General features: G+C 68.2%; 16 protein-coding genes. 3 read left to right on the top strand and 13 right to left on the bottom strand.

Annotation, left to right across the window (positions count from 1 at the left end):
• Positions 1-22: 22 nt before the first annotated feature.
• The 3 genes from ABNQ38_RS10485 to ABNQ38_RS10475 are packed head-to-tail and all read right to left on the bottom strand — an operon-like array spanning position 23 to position 3,356.
• Positions 23-760: a GntR family transcriptional regulator gene (locus ABNQ38_RS10485; RefSeq protein ID WP_377806771.1), complete on the bottom strand. Its 738-nt coding sequence runs from the start codon at positions 758-760 to the stop codon at positions 23-25.
• Positions 757-2,163, bottom strand: coding sequence for an amidase (locus tag ABNQ38_RS10480; RefSeq protein WP_377806769.1), 1,407 nt, complete (start codon positions 2,161-2,163; stop codon positions 757-759). Before ABNQ38_RS10480 ends, ABNQ38_RS10485 begins: the two co-directional genes overlap by 4 nt.
• Positions 2,160-3,356: an MFS transporter gene (locus tag ABNQ38_RS10475; protein ID WP_377806768.1), complete on the bottom strand. Its 1,197-nt coding sequence runs from the start codon at positions 3,354-3,356 to the stop codon at positions 2,160-2,162. Before ABNQ38_RS10475 ends, ABNQ38_RS10480 begins: the two co-directional genes overlap by 4 nt.
• A gap of 26 nt (positions 3,357-3,382) precedes the next feature.
• Between ABNQ38_RS10475 and ABNQ38_RS10470 the strand changes: the two genes are divergently transcribed.
• Complete coding sequence (locus tag ABNQ38_RS10470) at positions 3,383-3,736, top strand: hydroxyisourate hydrolase (RefSeq protein ID WP_377806767.1); 354 nt, start codon at positions 3,383-3,385, stop codon at positions 3,734-3,736.
• A 6-nt stretch (positions 3,737-3,742) separates the two neighbouring features.
• On the opposite strand, the gene ABNQ38_RS10465 is transcribed toward ABNQ38_RS10470, so the two are convergent.
• The 4 genes from ABNQ38_RS10465 to ABNQ38_RS10450 are packed head-to-tail and all read right to left on the bottom strand — an operon-like array spanning position 3,743 to position 7,712.
• Entirely contained in the window at positions 3,743-4,579 is an 837-nt protein-coding gene (locus ABNQ38_RS10465) for an ABC transporter permease (RefSeq protein WP_377806766.1), read from the bottom strand.
• A gap of 15 nt (positions 4,580-4,594) precedes the next feature.
• On the bottom strand, positions 4,595-5,452 hold the full coding sequence (locus tag ABNQ38_RS10460; RefSeq protein ID WP_377806765.1) for an ABC transporter permease: 858 nt from the start codon (positions 5,450-5,452) through the stop codon (positions 4,595-4,597).
• 34 nt (positions 5,453-5,486) lie between these two features.
• Complete coding sequence (locus ABNQ38_RS10455; protein ID WP_377806764.1) at positions 5,487-6,533, bottom strand: ABC transporter substrate-binding protein; 1,047 nt, start codon at positions 6,531-6,533, stop codon at positions 5,487-5,489.
• Positions 6,534-6,593: 60 nt separating this feature from the next.
• Positions 6,594-7,712, bottom strand: coding sequence for an ABC transporter ATP-binding protein (locus ABNQ38_RS10450; RefSeq protein WP_377806763.1), 1,119 nt, complete (start codon positions 7,710-7,712; stop codon positions 6,594-6,596).
• 204 nt (positions 7,713-7,916) lie between these two features.
• On the opposite strand from ABNQ38_RS10450, the gene ABNQ38_RS10445 reads away from it, so the two are divergent.
• Complete coding sequence (locus ABNQ38_RS10445; protein WP_377806762.1) at positions 7,917-9,338, top strand: amidase; 1,422 nt, start codon at positions 7,917-7,919, stop codon at positions 9,336-9,338.
• Positions 9,339-9,375: 37 nt separating this feature from the next.
• On the opposite strand, the gene ABNQ38_RS10440 is transcribed toward ABNQ38_RS10445, so the two are convergent.
• The 6 genes from ABNQ38_RS10440 to ABNQ38_RS10415 all read right to left on the bottom strand — a co-directional run bounded on the left by ABNQ38_RS10440 (position 9,376) and on the right by ABNQ38_RS10415 (position 14,605).
• On the bottom strand, positions 9,376-10,269 hold the full coding sequence (locus ABNQ38_RS10440; protein ID WP_377806761.1) for a LysR family transcriptional regulator: 894 nt from the start codon (positions 10,267-10,269) through the stop codon (positions 9,376-9,378).
• Positions 10,270-10,319: 50 nt separating this feature from the next.
• A complete protein-coding gene (locus ABNQ38_RS10435) occupies positions 10,320-11,540 on the bottom strand; it encodes an MFS transporter (protein ID WP_377806760.1) in 1,221 nt (406 codons plus the stop codon).
• A gap of 101 nt (positions 11,541-11,641) precedes the next feature.
• Positions 11,642-12,691 carry an NAD(P)-dependent alcohol dehydrogenase gene (locus ABNQ38_RS10430; protein ID WP_377806759.1) on the bottom strand — a complete coding sequence of 350 codons (1,050 nt, stop codon included), beginning with the start codon at positions 12,689-12,691 and terminating at the stop codon, positions 11,642-11,644.
• A gap of 49 nt (positions 12,692-12,740) precedes the next feature.
• Positions 12,741-13,136 (bottom strand): cupin domain-containing protein, encoded by a 396-nt coding sequence (locus ABNQ38_RS10425; protein ID WP_098738516.1) that lies wholly within the window; start codon positions 13,134-13,136, stop codon positions 12,741-12,743.
• 156 nt (positions 13,137-13,292) lie between these two features.
• Positions 13,293-13,847, bottom strand: a complete 555-nt coding sequence (locus ABNQ38_RS10420) for an ester cyclase (protein WP_377806758.1) — start codon at positions 13,845-13,847, stop codon at positions 13,293-13,295.
• 41 nt (positions 13,848-13,888) lie between these two features.
• Positions 13,889-14,605, bottom strand: coding sequence for an SDR family oxidoreductase (locus ABNQ38_RS10415; RefSeq protein ID WP_377806757.1), 717 nt, complete (start codon positions 14,603-14,605; stop codon positions 13,889-13,891).
• A 112-nt stretch (positions 14,606-14,717) separates the two neighbouring features.
• On the opposite strand from ABNQ38_RS10415, the gene ABNQ38_RS10410 reads away from it, so the two are divergent.
• On the top strand, positions 14,718-15,614 hold the full coding sequence (locus ABNQ38_RS10410) for a LysR family transcriptional regulator (protein WP_377806756.1): 897 nt from the start codon (positions 14,718-14,720) through the stop codon (positions 15,612-15,614).
• Positions 15,615-15,629 lie beyond the last annotated feature (15 nt).

Below are 15,629 nucleotides of genomic sequence, written 5' to 3'. Positions count from 1 at the left end.
CGGTTCCGGCGGGCGGTGGTGGTTACACCGCCCGCCGTGCCCTGGGCGACGCGCAGGCGGCGGCCACCACCTCGCCGGTACGGCCGACATGGTGCATGAACAGGCGCTGGGCGGTTTCGCCGTCGCGGGCCTCCATCGCCGCCAGGATCTCGCGGTGCTCCAGCACCGATTCCTTCCAGCGGCCCTGGGCGCCCAGGGCGAAATAGCGCGCCCGCGCCAGCCGGCCGAGCAGCCGGTCATGCGCGTCCACAAGCGCCGGATTCTTGGCGCCCGACACGATCATCCGATGGATTTTCTGGTTGATGGAGAAATACTCCTCCAGCGCGCCGGCTCCCTGCAAAGCCTCGATCCTGTCCTGGAAGCCGCGCAGGCGGCGCAGGTCGGCGGCGGTCATCCGTTCGGCGGCGAGCTTCGCCGCGAAGCTTTCGATACAGCCTTCGGCTTCGAATAGGTGGATCAGCTCGTCGGCATCGAGCGGGGCGACGATGGCGTTGCGGTTGGGGCGCAGCATCACCAGCCCGTCGGCCGCCAGCAGCTTCAGCGCCTCGCGCAGCGGGGTGCGGGAGATGCCGAGCTTTTCGCTCAGCTCCGGCTCGATCAGCCGGGCCGAGGGTGGCAGTTCGCCATAGATGATCATGGAGCGCAGGCGCTCCACCGCCATTTCCGCCAGCGGCGGCGGCGGCACCGTCCGGCGCCGCCGGGGGGCGGCTTCGGGGGTGTCGTCCGGAGCGCCGCCAGGAACGGTGTTGTCCATGCTCATCCGGCCAGTCCTCGCCCGCCACCGGCGAGCAGCGTTTCGATGAAGGCGGCGAAGCGCAGCACCCGCCAATCCAGCCCGCGCGGGGCGACGACCTGCAACCCGACTGGCAGACCGGCACGGCCGGTGCCGCAGGGCAGGCTGAGGGCGGGGACCTTGGCGTGGTTGAACAGCGGGGTGAAGACGGCGTGCGCGCGTGGCGGCACCGCCTGCCCGCCGATGGTCTCCGGACCCAGCCGGTCGAGCGGCCATGCGACGCAGGGCGTGGTCGGGCCGAGCAGCAGGTCGGTGCCGGTGAAGAAGCCGGCAAGCGCGCGTGCGACCTCCACGCCTAGCAGTTGCGCCGCCGCGACCTCCGGTCCCGTCAGGGTCAGTCCCCGCTCGATCTGCACGGCGATGTCGGGATCGAACCGGGCCGGATCGCGGCGGAAGGCGTCGCCGTAGAGGGCGGCCAGCCCGGCATGCTGCAAGGGCATCAGCGCCGTTTCCGTCACGCCCGCGGGCCAGGACGGATCGCGCCGGACGATACGCACTCCCGCCCGTTCCAACAGTTCCACCGCGCCTTCGACCGCCTGCCGCACATCCTCGTCGATCGGGGCATCCAGGCCGAGGCGGGGGCTGTAGGCGACGGTCAGGCTTTCGGGCGGTCGGCTGTCCGCCGGTGCGACGGCGATGGACTCGGGATCGCGCGGATCGGGCCCGCACAGCGCCTCGAACATCAGTGCCGCGTCGGCGATGTCGGCGGCGATCGGGGCCATCACGGCAATGCCGGTGAAGGGCTCGGCGAAGCCCGGTCCGTAGGGAATGGCGCCGAAGGACGGTTTGAACCCGACCGCGCCGACATGGGCGGGCGGGCGGCGGCTCGACCCGCCGGCATCGGTGCCGAGCGCCAGCGGCACCAGCCCCGCCGCCACCGCCACCGCCGGCCCGCCGCTCGACCCGCCGGGGGTCAGGCTTGGGTCCTGCGGGTGGCGCGTCGGTCCGAACAGCGGGTTGGTGGTGACGCCCTTGCAGGCGAATTCGGAGCTGTTGGTCATGCCGACGATGACGGCGCCGGCATCGCGCAGCCGCTCCACCGCGATGGCGTCGGCCGGAGCGCGGAAGTCCGCGAACAGGCGCGATCCCTGGGTGACGCGCCGTCCGGCGACCCAGATGGTGTCCTTGACCGCGACCGGCACCCCGGCCAGCAATGGCGTTTCCCCGGCGGCCAGCCTGCGGTCGACCACATCCGCCTCTGCCAGCGCTTCGGCCTCGTCGACGGAGACGAAGGCGTTCAGCGCCGGGTTGCCAGAGGCGATGCGGGCCAGCGTCGCTTCCGTTTCGGCACGGGCGCTGCTGCGGCCTGTGCGCACGGCTTCGGCAATGGCGGCGGCGCGGTGGGCGGCGGCACGCGGGGGAGTGGTCATCGCTTGTCCTTCAGAAGGCTGAGGCCGGACAGCGCCGCCAACAGGCCGACGGCGATATAGCCGGTGGCGAGGTCGCTGACCGCGGCGGCGGCGACCAGCAGAATCGGCCCGGCGATCAGCCCGGCGAAGCCGCCGACCATCACCGCCCCCGTCGCCTCGCCGATGCGGCCGGCGGGCGCCAGCCTTGCGACCTCGGCCACGAACACGCCGTTCCAGCCGCTGGCGGTCAGTCCGAACAGGAAGGTCGCCAATGTCAGCACCGGGAAGGGCAGGGCGGCTCCGGCCCATCCCACCACGATCGACGCCGCGGCCATGCCCAGCCCCAGCAGACCGACCAGCCGGCGCGGCGCCATCCAGCGCGACGCCACCACGCCCCAGCCGAGCCGTCCCACCAGTCCGCCCGCCTGCCCGGCGGCCAGCGCCACCCCGGCGGACACATGCTCCAGCCCAAGCTCCGTCACCGCGAAGACCACGAAGAAGCCGTTCAGCGTCAATTGGCTGGCGGAGTAGGGGAAGGCCGCCAGCGCCATCCGCCGCAGTGCCGGGTCGCTGCGCAGCAGCTGCACTGCCGTGCCCAGTCCGAAACCGGCAGCGGCATTCCGGGTCAACGGATCGTAGACGGGCCGCAGCCGCTCGAAGACCGGAATGCAGGCCAGCGCCAGCATGGCGATGACCGCATAGCCGGCGCGGGGATCCAAGGCGACGGCCAGAAGCGGCAAAGCCAGCGATCCGGCGATGGCGCCGATCTGGTTGCCTGTCTGGCGGACGGAGAACACCATCGGCCGGTCGGCTTCCCGGACCAGCCGGCCGAGGATCGCGGCGCTGGCCGGCGTTTCGGGGCCGCAGGCAAGGCCGATGGCGACACCAGCGGCCAGCAGCCCCGCGGCGCTCCCGCCCGTCATCGCGCACAGCATGGCGGCGGCGACCGCCACCGCACAGAGGCTGGCGATCCGGAACGGCCCGAGACGCCCGGCCAGCACGCCGCCATAGAGCGACGCCGCCATCCCGACCGCGAAACCGGTGGTGGTGAACAGGCCCAGCCCGGCCGGGTCGATCCCCAATCGGGGCGCCAGCACCCCCGGTGCGAACAGGGCCAGCGCGACCAGCGCCTGCAAACCGGTCATGCCGACCAGTGCCGGCAGGAGCGGGGGGAGCAGCGGCGCTGGCGTTGCCGTCGCCGTCTCGGCTACCATTTCGGCGAACCGAAGACGGAGGCGGCATGGCTGGCGGAATTTCGATCCATGGTGTGGATGTGGCGCGCGGCGTCGCCGCCCAGGGCATGCGGGTGGAGCTTCACGCGCTGACGCCGAACCGCCGGCTGCTGGCGGCGGGCGAGCTTGGCGCCAACGGGCAGCTCGACCACCCGACCGTGCGCGGCGACGGCATCGAAGCCGGCCCGCATGAGGTGCTGTTCCATGTTGGCGACTGGCTGCGGGCGGCGGGCTATGCCGGGGAGCAGGCCCGCTTCCTCGACATCGTTCCGTTCCGCTTCGTCGTCACCGACCTCGACCGCCATCTGCATCTGCCCTTCAAGTTCACCCCCTACGGGGTTTCCCTCTTTCTCGGTGTGTGACGGGGGTCAGGTCAACCTTTTGGAGAGACCGGCGACACGTTCCATCAGCAGCATCAGGGCGACGGTGACGACGATCAGCACGCCCGACAGCGCCGCGACGGTGACGTCCAGCCGGCCTTCCAGATCCTGCCACATGCGGATCGGCAGCATGTCGGTGGCGGCGTCGCGCAGGAACAGCGAGACGGGGACGTTGTCGAAGGACGCCATGAAGGCGATGAAGCCGCCTGCCATGATGCCGGGCCGGATCAGCGGCAGGGTGACGCGGCGGAAGCCGTACCAGCGCCCCGCACCCAGGCTGGACGAGGCCTCCAGCAGCGACGGGTTCATCTGGGCGAGCGACGCCACCGTGTTGCGCACCACGAAGGGCACCGAGACGACGGTGTGGCCGATGATGAGCGTCAGCGGCGACACCGGCACCCCGATCATCGAGAAGAACATCAGCGACGACAGGCCGAAGGCCAGGGCCGGCAGCACCAGCGGCGACAGGAACAGGCTGTCCAGCACCTTGGCCGTCAGCGTCGGCGAGCGGGCGATGCCGAGCGAGGCGGAAACCCCCAGAAGGATCGACAGGCCGGTCGCCCAGGCGGCCACCGTCAGGCTGTTCATCATCGCGAACTGAAGCTGCCAGGCGTCCCACAGTTCGGCGTACCAGCGCAGCGAATAGCCGGGAGGCGGGAATTTCAGGGAATAGCCGCTGGTGAAGGACACCCAGATCACCACCACCGTCGGGGCGACCAGCAGGACCAGCGCCATCAGCGCGATGCCGGTCATGACGATGCGGAAACTGAGCGCATCGAAATCGATGCGGCGGCCGCCGGAGACCGGCTTTGCGTAATCGGACATCGATGCCTCCCCGGATCAGGCGTTGGCATAGCCGCGCGACAGGCGGCCGAGGGCGTTGAAGATCGACACCACCACCAGCACCGACACCAGGAAGATGATGGAGATCGCCGCGGCGAAGGGCCAGTTCTGCAGGGTCGAGGCCTGCTGGTAGATGTACATCGGCATGAACAGCATCTGGCCGCCGCCGATCAGGCTCTGTGTGATGAAGGCGGTGATCGCCGCGGCGTAGGTCAGCAGGCAGCCGGCGACAATGCCCGGCAGCGACAGCGGCAAAATCACCTTGCGGAAGGTCCGCCAGTGGCCGGCCCCCAGCACCGACGAAGCGTCGGCGAAGTTCGGGTCGATGCGGCTGAGCGCCGTGACGATCGGCAGTACCATCAGCGGCATCTGCACCTGCGCCAGCGCCACCACCACCCCGCCCTCGGTGTAGAGCAGCTTCAGCGGCGTGTCGATCAGCCCGATCCAGGCCAGCGTGGCATTGACGATGCCCTGGCGGCCCAGGATGACCACCCAGGCGAAGGTGCGCACCACCACGCTGGTCAGCAGCGGCAGCAGCACCAGCAGCATGATGATCCCCCTGGCCCAGCCGGGGGAGCGCTGGTGCAGCCATGCCACCGGATAGCCCAGCAGCAGGGTCAGCACCGTCACCTTCACCCCCAGCCACAGGGTGGAGCCCAGAACCCCCAGGCTGAAGCTGTCGCCCAGGAAATTGACATATTGGGTCAGCCCGTAATGGCCGCCCTGCGGGTCGGTCTGGAAACTCAGCGCCAGCAGGATAACCAGCGGCGTGACGAAGAACAGGACGAAGCCCGCCGCCAGCGGAGCCGCGAGCTTCAGGTCGTAGGTGGTGACGTCGCGCAACGTCGCGGCCATGGGGCGCCTCCTCCGGCTGGCGGGCTGTTGATGGTCAGACGCGGATTTCGCGGTTGAACCGCTCGATCCAGGCGGCGCGCTGCTCGTTGATCTTGCCCCAGTCCTGGAACACGAACTTCTTCGCGATCTCGGCATGGTCCTTGGCCAGCGTCTTGGCCAGTTCGCCCTTGATCGCGACCTTGGTGTTGGTCGGCACGATCAGGTAGGGCTCCTCCATCAGCGTGGCCTGCACCTCCGGCGACAGGGCGGCTTCGATCAGCTTGAAGGCCAGCTCCTTGTTGGGGGAGTTCTTGACGATATGGATGGTCGTCTTGAAGGCGATGGCGCCTTCCTTCGGAATGACGAACTCCACCGGGACTCCGCGCGCCTTCAGGATCTGGATGGCGTTGAAGTTGCCGGGGGAAATGTCGATCTGGCCCTGCTGGAACAGGGTGGCGAGCTGTCCTGGGTTGGCGGCGACGGCGGCAAGGCTGGGGCGCAGCGCCTCGATGGCCTTGAAGGCCGGATCGATGTTGGCCTCCGACCCGCCATGCATCTTGGCGAGTTCCACCATGAAGCCGGTGCCGAGCGTCGAGTTCAGGTTGGTGATGCCGACGCGGCCCTTGAATTCCGGCTTCCACAAATCGGCCCAGGAGGTCGGCGGCGTCTTCACCGTCTCCGGGTTGTAGGTGATGCCGACCACCTGGAAGAAGGGCGCCGGGCCCATTGGGACCTGAGCCGCCGGGATCAGGTCCTTGTAATAGGCGCTCTGTTCGACCGGATAGGGTTCGACCAGATCCTGCGCGATGGCCTGGAGCGCGGGGCCCGGATCATGCAGCATGACGTCGATCGGCGGGTTAGACCTGGCGGCGTTGACCTTGGCGATCTGGTCGACCGACAGCATCGGGTCCAGCACGATGTTGGCATTGCCCGCCGCCTTGCGGAAGGCGGGGACGAGCACGGCCTTGTGGGCTTCCTCCCAGCTGCCGGTGAAGGTCGCGAAGACCAGCGGGCGCGCCTGCGCCCAGGTCAGGCCGGGGAAGGCGTGCATGGCACCCAGCGTCAGCGCCGTCTGCATCAGATTGCGGCGGGTCAGCAGCATCGTTCACTCCTGAAGGTGAGAGGGGGCCTGAAGGTGAGCGGAGGTGGGTGAAGAGGAGATTCAGGCCGCGGCGAAGACCGAGGCGAGGCGGGGGGCGACCGGTGCCAGCCGCACCGGGGTGCCGGGCGCCAGCAGGTCGGTGCGCTGGATGCGCGGTTCCGACACCTTGACGGCGGTGCCGTCGCCGACGCGGATTTCGTGGACGACGGTGGCGCCCAGCGGCAGCCCCATCTCCACCACGCCATTCAGCGTCTCGGCGTCGCCCGTGGCGGGATCGACGCTCAGATGTTCGGGGCGCAGGCAGACGGTGACGCGGGAGCCCGGCCGCAGATCGCCCTTGGGCGCGCGGGTCTCGATCAGCCCACCGGCGTCCAGCCGCACCCGGCCGGCGTTGCGGTCGCTGTCGACCAGCACGCCGCCCAGCAAATTGGCCGAGCCGACGAAGGTGTTGACGAACAGGCTGTCGGGCGCGTCGTAGATCTCGGTCGGCGGGGAGAATTGCTCCAGCCGGCCCTGGCTCAGCACCGCGACGCGGTCGGCCATTGACAGTGCCTCCTCCTGGTCGTGGGTGACGAGGATGGTGGTGATGCCGGACAGGCGCTGGATGCGCTTGACCTCGATCTGCATGTCCAGGCGCAGATTCTTGTCCAGCGCGGCAAAGGGTTCGTCCAGCAGCAGGATCGACGGGTTGACCGCCAGCGCGCGGGCCAGCGCCACGCGCTGCTGCTGGCCGCCGGACAGCTGGCGCGGGGTGCGGTCGCCCAGATGGCCGAGCTTGACCAGATCCAGCATGCGCTGTGCCTCGCTGCGCTGGGTGGCGCGGTCGACGCCGCGTGCATCCAGCCCGTAGGCGACGTTCTCCGCCACCGTCATGTGCGGGAACAGCGCGTAGTTCTGGAAGACGATGCCGACCGAGCGGCGGTTGGGCGGCAGTCCGTCCACGCTTTTGCCGCCGACCATCACATGCCCCTTCGTTTGGGCGAGGAAACCGGCGATGATCCGCAGCAGGGTGGTCTTTCCGCAGCCCGACGGGCCGAGCAGGGCCACGAGTTCGCCGCCGCGGATGTCGAGCGTGACCTCGTTCACCGCGAGCGACGTGCCGTAGCGTTGGGTGATCCCGTCGAGAAGAAGCGTCTGCCCGCGCGGGGAAGCCGGGCCGTTGGGCGAAGCGCTGACCATGGCTGAACCATCCCTTTCGCGTTGCCGTTCGATTGCCTTCCTCTTTAGCAAACGGCATGCCGATTTTGCATTTTACGTTATATGGCAATATGATAGCGTTGTTTTGATTCAGCCTGCGGTTTTTGCGGAACGCGAATTGCCGCCATCTTGTGCGCAGGCCGGATGCATATGCCGTTTTTGACGCCATTGCCGGGAGCTTGATGAATGTCTGTGCAGAATGACGTCTTGTGGCGGGACAGCGCGGCGGCCTTGGCGGCGCGTCTCGCCAGCGGGGAGCTTTCAGCCCGCGCGGTGACGGAGGCGCATCTGGACCGGATCACGGCTGCCGATCCCGCGCTCTGCGCCTTCCTCACCGTCGCCGCGGACAAGGCGCTGGCGTGGGCCGGGGCACTCGATGCCGCCTTTGCGAAGACCGGCCGCCCGGTCGGTCCGCTGCATGGCGTGCCGGTGGCCATCAAGGATCTGACCGACACCGCCAGTATTCGCACGACCTATGGGTCGGAGCTTTACGCAGACAATGTGCCGGCGGCGAACGATGTCGCGGTGGAGCGGATCGAAGCGGCTGGCGGCATCGTCATCGGCAAGACCAACACGCCGGAATTCGGTTTCGGCGCCATCTGCGGCAACCGTCTGGCCGGACCGACGCGCAACCCGTTCGATCCGCGGCTGACGTCCGGCGGATCGAGCGGCGGCGCTGCGGTCGCCGTCGCCGCCGGCATGGTTCCGCTGGCCCACGGCACCGACTTCGGCGGGTCGGTGCGGGTACCGGCGGGCTTCTGCGGCGTCGCCTCGATCCGGCCGACGCCCGGATCGATCCCGGCGCCGAAACGGCCGCTGGGCTGGGATACGCTGGCGACGCATGGGGTGATCGCGCGCAACACGGCGGACTGCGCAGTGCTGCTCGCGGCGATGGCCGGAATGGACCTCGACGATCCGACATCGCTTCTGGCGCCGTTCCGCGACGGTGCCGATGGAGGGGTGGGCTCACGGCTGGGCGCCACGGCCGATTTCGGTGCCGCAACCGTGTCGCATGCGGTGAGGGAGCGCTTCGCCGCCACCGTTGCCCGGCTGGAGGGTGTGGCAGGGCCGGTCCTCCGCCGTCATCCCGACTGCGGTGACGCCATGGCGACCTTCCGCACGCTGCGCGCTGCACAGATCAGCCACGCCTACGGCCCGCTGCTGGACAGGCACGGCGAGCGGTTGACCGACACCGTGCGGTGGAACATCGAAGCGGGCAGCGGCATCACCGCCCAGGCCTATCTGGAGGCGCAGGCGGCGCGCACCGCGCTGTACCGCCGCTTCACGGCACTGTTTCGGGACATTGATATTCTGGTGGCCCCCGCTTGCGGCGTGATGCCCTGGCCGAACGAGGATGGCGAGGTGACGGCCATCGACGGCAGTCCGACGGAGACGATCCTGGATTATCTCGGCGTCACCGCCATCGTGACGCTGATCGGGTTTCCGGTGCTGACGCTGCCGGCCGGCGATGCTGACGGGCTGCCCTTCGGCATCCAGTTGATCGCCCGTCCGGGCGAAGAGCACCGCTTGATCGGCCTGGGCCGGCGGCTGGAGCGCGACGCCGGCTTCGTCCATCGCTGGCCGCCGGATCCGGCATTGCCGGATTGAGAGGCCGGTGGGGCCGGTCGACGCCGGTCCCGTCCCGTCATTCGCGATGGCGCAGCGCCTCGACCAGCGCGATGAAGGCCGGCGAGGATTGTCGCCGGCTCGGATAATACAGGTGATAGCTTTCCCAGTAAGGCGACCAGTCTTCGAGGACGCGCATCAGCCGCCCCCGCGCGATGTGGGGGCTGGCGATGTCCTCCGGAACATAGGCAAGGCCGAAGCCATCCAGGGCTGCCTCCAGAACATTGTGGATGTTGTTGAAGGCCACCTGTCCATCGACGCGGATGTTGACCGTCTGCCCCTCGCGTTCGAACTCCCACGCCCACAGGCCGCCATAGGTCGGCAGGCGCAGATTGATGCAGTTGTGGTGGACAAGCTCCTGCGGGCTGGCGGGGATCGGATTGCCGTCGAAGTAGGCGGGGGTGCCGATCACGGCGAAGCGGACCGGCGGGCTGATCCTGGCCGAGATCATGTCCTTGGCTAGCAGCTCGCCCATCCTGACGCCGGCATCGCATCGGGTGGCAACGATGTCGATCAGCGCGTTGTCGAGAACCAGCTCGACCTTGATGTCGGGGTATTTCGGCAGGATGTCGCGCAGCTTGGGCCAGAGCACATGGGCGACCGCATGGTCGGATGCGCTGATGCGGATGTTGCCGGCCGGTTTCTCGCGCAACTCGCTGAGCGCGTCGATCTGCGCGCCGATCTCCTCGAAATGCGGACGGATGCCGTTGAACAGACGCTCGCCGGCATCGGTCAGCGACACCGCCCGCGTCGTGCGGGTCAGAAGCCGGATTCCGAGCCGGGCTTCGAGCTGGCGGATGGTGTGGCTGAGCGCCGACTGCGACAGGCCGAACTGCGCCGCCGCCCTGGTGAAGCTCCGTTCACGGGCCACCGCGATGAAGGCCAGTAGATCGTCGACGCTCTCACGCGGCATTCATGACTCTCCTTCATGTCGTTCCGCACATTATAGCGTCCGAATGGATTTCAGGAATTGGGCTGCTGTCCCCGCTGCATGCCTGCGATTCCGGCGCGGGAGGTGAGGAAAGCCAGCAGGGCGGCGAGAGCGAGCAGGGCTGCACTGGCGCCGAAGGTGGCGCGATGTCCGCTTGCGTCGAACAGCAGGCCGCCGACCACCGCTCCCAGGGTGATGGCAAGCTGGACGATGGCCACCATCAGGCCGCCACCCGCCTCGGCGTCCCGCGGCAGCGTCCTCGCCACCCAGGTCCACCAGCCGACCGGTGCAGACGTGGCGAACAACCCCCAGCAGGCGAGCAGCAGCGCCGTCATCGGCAGAGTCCAGTCAGCCATGACGAGCATCAGAGCGGTGAGAGCCATCAGTGCCGGAATGACGATCAGCGTCCGGTAGAGACCCGTCTTCAGGAATCCGCCGATCAGGGTGGTGCCGACGAAGCCGGCCGCCCCCATCGCCAGCAGCATGAACGACAAGGTGGAAACATCGACATGGGCGACCGTTTCCAGGAACGGCCGCAGGTAGGTGAACAGGGTGAACTGCCCCATGAAGAAGACGCTGACCGCAATCATTCCCAACGCAACGACGGGGCGGCCCATCAGCCGGAAGACTGTCACGGGGGATGAACGGCTTTCCGTCCTCATGGACGGAAGACTGACCGCCTGCCAGACGAGGACGATTGCGGCGACCGGCACGACCAGAAAGAAGGCTCCGCGCCAGCCGATGAGACCGCCGAGAAAGCTTCCCATCGGTGCGGCGATGACGGTGGCGAGCGCATTGCCGCCGTTGAGGACCGCAAGCGCCCGCGGCACTTGACGGTCGGGAACGAGCCGCATGGCCGTGGCCGCCGACATCGACCAGAATCCACCGATGGCGACGCCGATGAGGGCCCGGCCCGCCATGAAGGTCGGGTAATCCGGTGCAGCGGCCACGATGGTTCCCGACAGGATCATCAGGGCGGTCAATCCCAGAAGCAGATGCTTGCGGTCGAGCGAGCCGGCCAGGGACGAGATGAAAAGGCTGGTCAGCATGGCAAAGGCGCCGGATACGGAGATGGCCTGTCCGGCCTGTCCCTCGGTGATGTGAAGTTCCGACGCTATCGGGGTCAGCAGGCTGACTGGCATGAATTCGGATGCGACCAGGGCGAAGGCGCCGAGGGACAGCGCAAAGACGGCACCCCATGCTGCCGGCTGCGGCACGATCCTGTCGGCATCCGAAGAGACGTGAGTTTGCATATTTGCCGAAGTCCAGGGCAGCAAGCCCCCGTCCGGCGGGCCGCTTGGGACGCGCCGGTTCGGGGGTGCTCAAATTTTCAAAAGGGAGGCGAGAGCCGGGATCAGGCGGACAGGGAAGCGTTGTCGATCACGAAGCGGTATTTGACGTCGCCCTTGAGCATCCTCTCATAGGCCGCGTTGATGTCCCCGGCGTGGATCAGCTCGATGTCCGCGGTGATGCCGTGCTCGGCACAGAAATCCAGCATCTCCTGCGTTTCGGGGATGCCGCCGATCATCGAGCCGGCGATGGACCGCCGCTTGGTGATCAGGTTGAACACGTTGGGCGAGGGATGCGGCGTAGCCGGCGCACCGACCAGCGTCATCGTTCCATCCCGCTTCAGCAGCACGAGAAAGGCGTCCAGATCATGGGGAGCCGCCACCGTGTTCAGGATCAGGTCGAAGCTCTTGGCATGGGCGGCCATCTCGTCCTCGTTGCGGGAAACGACGACCTCGTCCGCACCCAGCGCCTTCGCATCCTCCCGCTTGGATTCGGACGTGGTGAAGGCCACCACATGGGCACCCATCGCGTGGGCCAGCTTGATGCCCATATGGCCGAGGCCGCCGATCCCGACGACGCCGATCTTCTTGCCCGGCCCCGCCTGCCAGTGGCGCAGCGGCGAATAGGTGGTGATGCCGGCGCACAGCAGCGGCGCCACCGCCGCAAGCTGCTCCTCCGGGTGCTTGACGCGCAGAACATAGCGTTCGAGAACGACGATCCGCTGCGAATAGCCGCCCAGCGTGTGGCCGGGCGGGTCGTCGGTCGGTCCGTTGTAGGTGCCGACCATGCCGTCGCAGTAATTTTCCAGTCCGGCCTCGCAGTCGTCGCAATGCTGGCAGCTGTCGACCATGCAGCCGACGCCGACCAGATCGCCTTCGCGGAAGTCCTTCACATGGCCGCCGACGGCGGAAACCCGGCCGACGATCTCGTGGCCGGGAACGCAGGGCCACAGCGTGCCGGCCCATTCCGCCCGGACCTGATGCAGGTCCGAATGGCAGATGCCGCAATAGGCTATCTCGATCTGCACATCATGCGGACCGGGAGCCCGGCGGGCGATGTCCATCGGCTCCAGCGGTTTGTCGGCGGCATGGGCGCCATAGGCTTTCACAGTCATGGGAGGAAACTCCTCGCTTCTCTCGGTTTCTGTTCCGGGACGGGCGGCATCAGGCGCCGTATTGCTCGTCCGTCACCTTGTCCATCCAGTCGACCGCCTTGCCGTCCAACTGTTCCTGGATGGCGATGTGCGTCATCGCCATTGTAGGCGAGGCGCCGTGCCAGTGCCGTTCGCCCGGCGCGAACCACACCACGTCACCGGGGCGGATCTCCTCGATGGGGCCGCCCTCGCGCTGGACACGGCCGCAGCCGGCGGTGACGATCAGCGTCTGCCCCAGCGGATGGGTGTGCCATGCCGTGCGGGCGCCGGGTTCGAAGGTGACGCTGGCGGCGGTCGTGCGGGCCGGCGGGTGCGGCTGGAACAGCGGGTCGATGCGGACCGTACCCGTGAACCAGTCCGCCGGTCCCCTGGTGGATGGCTGCGAGCCGACGCGTGCGATGTCCATGGCCTCGATCCTCCGGTCGTTGCCCGCCTCGGTGTGGCGGTGCTGGAGCCAGAGAAGCTAGTCCACGGGACTGTCCGCGATTAGTCCCCCAAAGATGCATGGACTTATGCAAGCGATTCATCAATTCCCATGACGTGCCGCGGCTTCGAGGTCAGCTCACGGACCGGTCCGGGCCAGTTCCATCTGCTGGAACAGGGTCAGATTGTCCTCGATATGCCAGTTGTCGGTGATCCGGCCGTCCTCCACCTTCAACAGGTCGGTTGCGATGAAGCGGATCGCTTGCCCCTTGCCGGCAGTGTCACCGAATTTGCCGCTGAAATGCCCGGTGAAGGTCATGTGAACGGTGACGTAATCGCCGGCCACGATCATCTTCTCCACTATGACGCCCAGATCCGGCACGGCGGCGCGGAAGCCGCGCGAAGCGAATGCCGGCCCCTCCGGCCCCTGCGGCCGGCCGGCGGGCAGGGTGCGGTCGGTGAAGCGGTCGGAGATCGCCTGTTTCAGATAGGCGGTGTCTCCACTGTTCCAGAATTCGTAAAAGGCACGGGCCGCATTGACGGTCGCATCGGTTCGGGACCCCGGTTGCGGCGTGGCGACGATCAACTCGTGGATGGGGACGCCGTCGGCAGCCAGCAGGTTGCCGACGGGGACGGAACCCAGGGCTGCGACGAACAGGGCGCGTCCGGCGATCTTTTGGAATTTGGTGGGCATGGCGTTTTCCAGGGTGTCAGGCAGTGAGGTCCGGCGGCCGGTCAGGCGATGGCGCCGCCGCCATCCACGCGCACCGTGGAGCCGGTGGCGAAGGGGGTGGTGGCGAGGAACAGCACGGCGTTGGCGATATCCCCGGCCTGGCCGACCCGGCGGGCGGGCAGGCGCTGGGCGGCGCCGGCGAACATCGTCTCCCGCTTCTCCTCGGGCAGGCCGGACCACAGCGGTGTCGCGATCAGGCCGGGCGAAACGGCATTGACGCGGACCGGGGCGAGTTCCAGAGCCAGCCCGCGGGCCAGCGCCTCCAGCGCCGCATTGATGGCGCCCTGCAGAACGGAGGTCGCGGAGGGCCTGACGCTGAGAAAGCCCGACACGAAGGTCAGCGATCCGGTCTCGCTGATTTTTGCGGCACGGGCGACATGGTAGGCGCCCCAGAATTTGCTGTCCATCGCGGTCCGGGCGTCGGCGACGGCAAGGCCGCGCACCGGCCCGCTGGGCGTCTGCGCCGCGGAAACGACGACATGGTCCCAGGCCGGCTCTTCCGCGAAGAAGCGTTCGACCGCCTCCAGGTCGCGGGTGTCGAGCACGACGGCGCGTGCGTTGCCGCCGATTGCAGCGACCGCGGCGTCGAGCTTGTCACGCGACCGCGAGGCGATGGTGACCGAAGCGCCTGCTTCGGCAGCGGCCGTGGCGGTCGCCAGACCGATGCCGGAGCTGCCGCCGACCACCAGCATGCGCGCGTTTTTCAAGGTTTCGGACATGGTGCAGTTCCTTCAGGGGTGGGCTGGAAGGAAGTCTAGAACCTCTCCGGATTACGCAGTATCCTCGACCTAATCGATGCACTCTCCACCGAATGGAAAGAATACGACTGGTATGCTGGGCGATCTCGATGAACTGCGCACCTTCGTCCGCATCGTCGCCGCGGGCAGCCTGTCCGCCGCCGGCCGCGAGATGAATCTGGCCCTGAGTGTGGTCAGCAAGCGGCTGGCGACGCTGGAGCGGCGGACCGACACGCGGCTGGTCGCCCGCAGCACCCGGCGCCTCGCCCTGACGGAGGAGGGGCAGCGGCTGTACCGCCATGCCCAGCGCATTCTGGCCGAGGTCGCGGAGGCCGAGGAGGCTCTCAGCCATGGCCGCGTCGAGCCGCAGGGCATTCTGCGGGTGGGAGCGCCGGCCGCCCTGGGGCGCATGCATGTCGGCCCGGTCTGCCGCGAGCTTGTCGACGCTTATCCGCGGATTTCGGTCGACCTGCGCCTGACCGACCGCATGGTCGATCTGATCGACGAGGGGCTGGACGTGGTGGTGCGGATCGGCGCGCCCAGGGATTCGGCGCTGGTCATGCGCAGGCTGGCCGACAATTACCGCATCCTGGTCGGTGCGCCGGCCTATCTGGAGCGTCGCGGCTGGCCCGCCTCGCCGCAGGAATTGGAGAGCCATGACTGCATCCAGTATCGCGGCACCGGCGGGCACTGGCGCCTGCTGGGACCCGGCGGTGCGGTGGTCGAACTGGACACCGCATCCCGCCTGCGCTGCGACAATGGCGACATTGCCCAGGATTGGGCGCTTGCCGGCTGCGGCCTCATGTGGAAGTCACAGATCGACGTTGAGGACGACCTTGCCGCCGGCAGGCTGGTGCGGGTGCTGTCGGACTGGCATGGCGACCCCGCACCGGTCTGTGCGCTGTTCCCCTCGCAACGGCAACTGCCGACGCGCGTGCGCCTGTTCCTCGACGCCATGGCGCGCCGGCTGAACCGGGAGGAGGCAGGCTGATAATTGCCGGTTGGG

The organism is Azospirillum sp. A29, assembly GCF_042604625.1.
GTDB classification, from domain to species: Bacteria; Pseudomonadota; Alphaproteobacteria; order Azospirillales; family Azospirillaceae; genus Azospirillum; species Azospirillum palustre.
This window is presented reverse-complemented; position numbering and strand designations above follow the sequence as displayed.